At 62.0% G+C, this 7,354-nt stretch carries 3 protein-coding genes; 2 read left to right on the forward strand and 1 reads right to left on the reverse strand.

All coding sequences use genetic code 11. From position 1 onward, the window contains the following. Nucleotides 1-311 precede the first annotated feature (311 nt). The gene (locus tag FBR05_14375; GenBank protein MDL1873363.1) at nucleotides 312-5,258 is read left to right on the forward strand and encodes a GAF domain-containing protein; all 4,947 of its coding nucleotides are present in this window, start codon (nucleotides 312-314) and stop codon (nucleotides 5,256-5,258) included. A 9-nt stretch (nucleotides 5,259-5,267) separates the two neighbouring features. Here the strand turns inward: FBR05_14375 and FBR05_14380 are convergent, their stop codons facing one another. Next, nucleotides 5,268-5,474, reverse strand: a complete 207-nt coding sequence (locus FBR05_14380; protein ID MDL1873364.1) for a hypothetical protein — start codon at nucleotides 5,472-5,474, stop codon at nucleotides 5,268-5,270. A 760-nt stretch (nucleotides 5,475-6,234) separates the two neighbouring features. Here FBR05_14380 and FBR05_14385 point away from each other — a divergent pair. Next, the coding region (locus tag FBR05_14385) for a transposase (protein MDL1873365.1) at nucleotides 6,235-7,354 on the forward strand (1,120 nt) is incomplete at its 3' end.

Here is a 7,354-nt window from a genome sequence, read left to right on the forward strand (position 1 = left end):
GGGGCGGGGATCGGCGCGAGCGCCGATCCCCTTGGGTTCATGTCTGGCCCCCCCAAACGCCCGAGCTTTTCGGCCGGGCGCCTCGGGGGGTGGGGGGTCTCCGGGAAGACCCCCCAGGGTTCACGATAATTCCCTCTTTGGAAGAGGGCTGGACTGTCGGGAAAATGAAAAAGCAACGCCTGTGCCAGAAGATCTTATTTGGAACGAAGTTTGCAAGTAGCTGAAATGTCAAAATAATTTTTTAGAATTCGCCAGAAGTTCGGAGACAAGGCACCCCAAATCGGGCTAAAATTTCAAAAAAATTTGAAATAATGAGAACTATGGAAAAACCGCTACCCCCCTATATTGCCGATCAACACCTGGGCGAGGGCGTCTGGGGCAAGGTCTATAAGGTCCACGATCAGCGGGCGGAGGATTTTGCCCTCAAGGTCCTTAAGACGGAGGCGCTGGAGCGCGGCCCCGGACTCGAGTCGGAGGTTCGGGTCTTGGCCCGCCTGTCCCACCCCAACCTCGTTCGGATTTTGGAATACCTGCCCCGGGTCGAGGGTCTGAAGGGGGTCGCCGAGTCGGGCCCGGGTCTGCTGATGGAATTTGTCGACGGTCCTACCTTGGCCGAACGGCGCGGCGCGGATGAGCCGGGGGAAATATTGCCGTATTTTGTTCAGGCCCTGCGCGGGCTGGACTATCTGCACGCCCGCCACCTGACTCACGGCGACCTGAAGCCGGGCAACCTCAAACTTCACAAAAAAAAGCAGCTGAAGATCCTCGATTTCGGCCTCGCCGGCCGCGAGACCGAGGCGGCCGGCGGCATGCAGGGGACGATGGACTACATGGCCCCGGAGGCCTTGGCGGGCCGTCGCGGCGCCGCATCCGATCTTTTTTCCCTGGCCGCGGTCTTCTACGAGTGGCTCACCGGGGCTCTGCCCTTCCCGCGAGGGGAACTGGCCCAGCGATTCGCCGAGCCGGCGCGACCGGCGTCCGAGCTGCGCCCGGACCTCCCGCCCTTCTTCAGCGCGATCCTGCAACGCATGCTGGATCTCGACCCCGCGCGGCGCTTCTCCAGCGCCGCGGCCGTCCTGCGGGCGATCGGCTTGCACCAGCCGAAGCTGCTTGCGGGGCGCGGGGCCGCCGAAGTCGCGGCCGAAACCCGAATCCCCTTCGTCGGCCGCGAGGAGCTCTTGGCGGCCTGGGAAGGATCCCTGCGGGCCTGGGAGGAAGGCGAAGGGAAGGCGCCGCTATGGTTATTGCGGGGTCCCGCGGGCATCGGGCGCAGCCGCGCCCTCGAGGAGCTGCAATGGCAGGCAGCCTTGCGGGAATACCGCGTCCTTGTCTGGACGCCGGGGGAATCGCTCGACGACTTGATGGCCCAGGCCGCCGCCGAGCCCGGGAGGGTCTTGTTGGTCCTCAAGGAGCTCCACGCCTTGCCGGCCGAGGCCGGGACGAGCCTGGAAAATTTCTTCGCCTCCTTGCCGGCGCGCGTCCCGCAGGCCGCGGTGGCGATGGAGTGTGATCCCGACCGCGTCTCGCCCGCCCTTTGGCGTCGCCTGGAGGCCTTGAGCGGGCGTTGGGCCTTCCAAGAGGAAGCGCTCCCCCCCTTGCATCCGGAAGAATCCGCGCAGTTCCTCCAAGAACAGCTTTGGGAGCGGCCCTTGCCCGCGAAATTCCCGGCGGCGGCCCACGAGGCCACCCGCGGCTCGCCGGCGCTATTGCTGGAAGTTGCCCGCTGGTGGCGGGGCCAGGAGGCCGCCGGCGAGCGCCGGCCCCGGCTGGAGGACTTCGAGCCGAATGAATTGCCGCCCTCTCAACAAGACGCGCTGAAGGCGCGCTGGTCCCGGTTGGCCGCGGAGGAACGGGAGCTCTTGGGGGCCTGTTCGCTATTGGCGGAAGGTTTGATGGAGGAGGAGCTTTCGCTCCTGCTCTCGAGGGAGGCGGGCTTCGAGTTGGAAGAGCTCGCCGCCAAAGGTTGGGTCGAGGCGCGCGGCGGACGCCATCGCGTGACGCCGCCCTTGGCGCGACGGCCCTTGCTGGGCCTGCTCTCGTCGAAAGAGCGACAGCGCCTGGCCGAACGCGTCTTCGAGGCCTTGCGCGGCCGTCTCGGCTCCGAGGCCTTTGCGTTGGCGCGCCTGGCCCGCGAGGCGGGGCGCACGGAGGATTATCTCCACTACGGCGCTCGCGCAGCCGAAGAGTTCCAAGTGCGCGGGGACGCGGAGGCCGCGGCTCGCCTGCATCGAGACCTCTCCGAGGCGGCGACCAACCCCCGCGACCAGTCTTACCATTTGGCCTACCTGGCGTCGGCCTTAAGCCGCCTGGCGCGCTTCGAGGAGGCGCACCAGGCCTACGAGCGTTGGTACACCCTCGTCGAGGACGACGGCACGGGCGGCAAGGCGCTCAAGTACCATTACCTGATCGGCTTGAATTTCCTGAACCAGGGCAAGCCGGTGCAGGCTGGGCGTCACCTGCGACAGGCCTTGCAAAGCGGCGACTCGCGGCGCTTCGAGGCCCATCGGCCCTTTCACCTAAAGGTCCTGACCCTGCTGGGCAAGATGGAAGAGCAAGAGGGGCGGCGGGCCGAGGCCCGACGCCGTTACGAGGAGGGGCTCGCCCTGGCGGCCGAGGCTTCCCCGGAAAAGACCCAGCTGCTGCGCCACTTGGGCCTGCTCGAGCTTGCGGAGGGCAAGGACGAGGCGGGACGCGCGGCCCTGGAGACGGCCCTGCAGATGAGCCTCGACCTGGAGTACGACGAGGGCGTGGCGAACTGCGCCGCGGTCCTTGCCGATCTCGCCCACAAGGAGGGCGACTACGAGCGCGCCTTGCGCATCCACGAGCAGGTGATGCGCCTGGCGGAAAAACACCAAGACCCGCTCAAGCAAGCGCGTACCCACAGCAACATGGCCTCGGTCCTGATCGAGCTGGCCGATTACGGGCATGCGGCGGAGCACGCCGAAAAGGCCCAGACCGTCTTCGCGGCGCAGGGAACGGAGCTGGACCGGCTCGTCAACCGCTTCCACTTGGCCACCCTCAAGACCTACCTGGGGCAATTTCAGGAGGCGCTGGATACCGAACTACAGGAATCCGTCCGGCGTCTCGGCCAGGAAGAGATCCTGGCCTACCTCGAGCGGCTGCGCGGCGAGGCGGCGCGGCTGCAGCGCGACTTCCAGGGGGCGCTTCAGTCCTATGGCCGCGCCCGCGAGGGCTTCCTCGCCGCGAAGAACCACGACGAGGCGGCGCTTTGCCTCTTGCAGGAGATATTCACCGAGTGCCTGACCGGCGATCTGGAGGCCGCCAAGCGCCGCGCGCGCGCCGCGAAGCGCGGAGGGGCCTGGGAGGCCTTCTTCGTCTGGATCGAGGGTCTCTTGACCGCGGAGCCCGGGAGATCCGAGGCCGAGCTGCAGGAGGCCCTGCGGCCGATCTTGAAGTGCGGCCAGCAGGAGTTGGTGATTTTGGCCTTGCTGGCGGCGTCCGAGCTGCATTCGCGGCGCAAGGAGGCGGCCGGCGCCGAGCTTTTCCGGCAGAAGGCCTTCGAGTGGCTGGAGGCCCTGTACCGCGCCCTGCCCGAGGAGATGCAGCTCAGCTTCGAGCAGCGCGAGGATTATCAGCGCCTGGCCGAGGCGCGGCTCAAGCGGTTGAAGGCGGCCGGGATCTCGCGCGAGCGCTTCTTGAGCTTCGCGAAGATCAACAAGCGGCTCAGCGAAGAGACCGACATGCATTCCATCCTCGAGCAGGTGATGGACGCGGCGATGGCCCTGGCCGGCGCCGAGCGGGGCTTTCTGCTGATCCGCGAGGAGGCGAGGGCGGGCCAGATCCTGTCCGGCTTCCGCGTCGAGGCCGCGCGTAACATGAAGAAGGAAAACCTCCACGAGGAGGAGTTCAAGATCAGCCTCTCGGTGGTGGAAGAGGCGTTGCGCCGGCGGGTGAGCCTGCTGACCGACGACGCCCAGGCAGATCCTTCCTTCCGGCACGCGGAGAGCGTGGTTCGCTACGAATTGAAATCCATCCTGGTGCTGCCCCTGGTCGGGGCCACCGGCTGTCTGGGCGCCTTGTACTTGGACCATCGCTTCGAAGTCGGGGCCTTTTCCGAAGAGAAGCTGCTCTTTTTGAAGGCCTTTGCCGACCAATCGGTGTTGGCCATCGAGAAGGCGCGGACGCTGGCGGAGCTGGCGGACGCGAAACGGCGGCTCGAGCACCGCGTCGAGGAGCAGGCCCAGCGCCTCGAGCGCATGGAGATCGAGCTGAAAGAGGCGCGCAAGGACCTCAAATTCCGCTACGAGGAGATCGTCGGCCAATCGCCCAAGATGATGAAGATCCTCGGCCTGCTCGACCGCGTCACCGACACCCGCGTTCCGGTGTGGATCCACGGCGAGTCCGGCACCGGCAAGGAGCTGATCGCCCGCGCCCTGCACTTCAACAGCGACCGCAAGGCGAAACCCTTTATCGCGGAGAACTGCAGCGCCATCCCCGAAAATCTCCTGGAGAGCGTCCTGTTCGGCCACGTCAAGGGCGCCTTCACCCACGCCGAGCGCGACCGCATGGGCCTCTTCGAGGCAGCCGACGGCGGGACGATCTTTTTAGACGAGATCGGCGACATGCCGATGCCGATGCAGGCGAAGTTGTTGCGCGTGTTGCAAGAAGGCGAGGTGCGACGGGTGGGCGCCAACAAGAGCGTCAAGGTGGACGTGCGCGTCGTCTCGGCGACCAACAAGAATTTGCCCGAGATGGTGAAGCGCGGGGAATTCCGCGAGGACCTCTTCTTCCGCCTGAACGGCCTGCGCATCGAGCTGCCGCCGCTGCGAGAGCGCAAGGAGGACATCCCACTACTCGTCCAGCACTTCATGCACAAGATGGCGACCGAAAACGGCCTGACCTTGGGCGGCGTCAGCGAGCAGGCCTTGGGCGTCCTGGCGAACTACGACTGGCCGGGCAACATCCGCGAGCTGGAAAACGCGCTGCGCAACGCGGCGATTTTCGCGGAGGGCAAGACGATCACGAGCGAGATGCTGGGGTTCAAGCCGGAGCTGTGGCGTCCGGCGGAGGCGAAGGCCGCGGCGCCGCAAGCCGCGGCGGGGGCGACGGCTGAAAAACCGCTCCAGGCGGAGCGCGAGGCCATCCTCGACGCGATGGTGCGGGCCGCCTTCCACAAGGGCGAGGCGGCGAAGGAGCTGCACATCACGCCGCGGCATCTCTACAATCTGTTGGAGAAGTACCGACTGCCGAAAAATAAGTGGGCGCTTAAGAAGTTGGTCGAAGAGGAGAGGTCGTAGGAATTTTTCCTAATTTTTAAAATCCGTGGCACCTTGAAAATTGGGCTTAGGCTCCTCCGGCTCGTCGGGGCCCGGGGCGGGGGCTGCTATGTCGGTGGGTCCTCCATCATCTTCCTCGTCGATGGGAACGCCGGGCTCATGGTCGGCGCCCGGGGCAATCGTGGGCTGGCCTTGCCCGCCGCCGACGGGGCCTCCCACCGGGGATCCACCATTCATGACTCCGTCCAGCGCGGCGCCCCCTTGACCGGTGCAGGCGAGCAAAGCGCCGAACAATCCCAAAAATAGGCAAATTTTAACGATAGATTTCAAGAACAGCCCCTTGCCTTCCACAGGAAAGTCTCGGCATCTCCGGACTAGAAGTTGTGTCCAGAATGCCCCGATCTATCGGAAAAGAAAAGAAGAAAGGGCAAATTTACTCATTTTGGGAGTAAATTTGCCCTTTTTGGAGCAAAAAAAGAAGAGGTCAGGCGGGCCGGCCAGAGGGCTCGGGGTTTTTGGACACGGCCCGCCTTTCCTCGGAATTTGGATCGCCTTTTCGAGACGGCGACCGCTTAAATCCTTGTCAGGCTTCGTCAAAGAGAGCTGTTTTTATTGAGGATTGAGAACAATTTGGAATGCCCCCGGTGTGCCCCCGGGCCGTTCTCTCAGGTTTCGAGCCCTCAATTTTTTTCGCCCTCACATGCCTGCTATCCTGAGAATAAAGCAAGGGTTATGCCAAAGTCCGATATATTTAACTATTTGATTTTATGTAATTATTTTCAAAGGCCCTTGGAAGGAGAAGCGGCTGCACTCCAGAAATTTCACGTTTTGTGAAGATATAACGCTCATTGTGCCCTGTAGAGAGTCAGGACATGTTGGAGGGTGAGGAGGTTTTTGAGCAGGAATGACGGGGTAAAAAAGTAGGTATCCTCGAGATTTTGGGTTAAAGGATATTTTTCAGCGACGAGAAATTCTTTAACAAATACAGGAGGATACCTTGAATTTGGATTTATATGCCAAAGTGAAGGATCAGGCAAGGCATTGCCGAGATCTCGAAGTCAAAAAAAAGCTGCAGCTGTTTTTGGAAGTGCTGAAGAGCGGAAAGGTAGAGCGCAGTTGCCGGACCTTCGGCTACTCCTCGAGTAGCTACTATTACTTTTGGTGGAAACGCTTTGTCGCCGCAGAATTCTCCCTGGGTGCATTGCGGGCGAAAAGCCGAAGGCCGATTCGCTCCCCAAGAAAAATATCCGCAGTCATCATCCGCAAAATACGCCGTTATCGCTTTGAGTTTCGCTACGGACCCAAGCGAATCGCCCTGTGCCTGTTCGAGAATCACCAGTTAAAAATTAGTGAATCCACGATTCGACGGACGATTGAGCGAAAAGGCTGGTGGATTCGGAAATACCGCACCAAGCAGCAGAACCCGCACCGCAAACGCTACGAGCTGCCTTATCCCGGCCATCTGCAGGTGGATATCAAGTATGTGCCGGATCGGAAGGTAGGGGAGCGGTGGTACGTGTATAACGCGATCGATGACTGCAGCCGGTGGCGCTACGCCAAGGCCTACCGAGCGATCAATGCGGAGCACGCAGCGGATTTTTTTGGTGATTTGGAAAAGGCAGCACCGTTCCGGATTTTAAGCGTCCAGACGGACAATGATGCGGCGTTTACCAATCGTCTCTGTGCCTTTTGGGAAGGGCGTCTGGAACACCTGTTTACGATGCGGTTGAAGGAGTCAGGGGTCGAGCATCGGTTGATTCCACCGGGGCTCAAGGAGTTGAACGGAAAGGTGGAGAGGAGCCACCGAATCGACGATGAGGAGTTTTATTGGAAGGCGCAACGGAGCGACTTCTCATACTTCCAACAGGAGTTATACCGTTGGATTTACGCCTATAATCACCACCGATCGCACGGGGCTCTTGGCGGGCAAACGCCGATGGAGCGGCTGGTGGAAAAGACTCTAGTCCCCCTCTATGCCCTAGCCCTACAATACGGGGTATTAGAAGTTCTTGCGGACACCAGACGAATAAAACTAACGATTCTCGAGACCTACTTGCGTTACCTCGATTGGCTCCAGCAGGACCCCTTCCACTCTCTAGATGTCATGAACTTTTACA

It is taken from the genome of Deltaproteobacteria bacterium PRO3 (genome assembly GCA_030263375.1).
GTDB lineage: Bacteria > UBA10199 > UBA10199 > DSSB01 > DSSB01 > DSSB01.

What these genes read in the sequence shown, in the direction of transcription:
- FBR05_14380 (MDL1873364.1), bottom strand. Translation starts at nt 5,474, where the DNA reads ATGAATGGTGGATCCCCGGTGGGAGGCCCCGTCGGCGGCGGGCAAGGC.
- FBR05_14375 (MDL1873363.1), top strand. Translation starts at nt 312, where the DNA reads ATGAGAACTATGGAAAAACCGCTACCCCCCTATATTGCCGATCAACAC.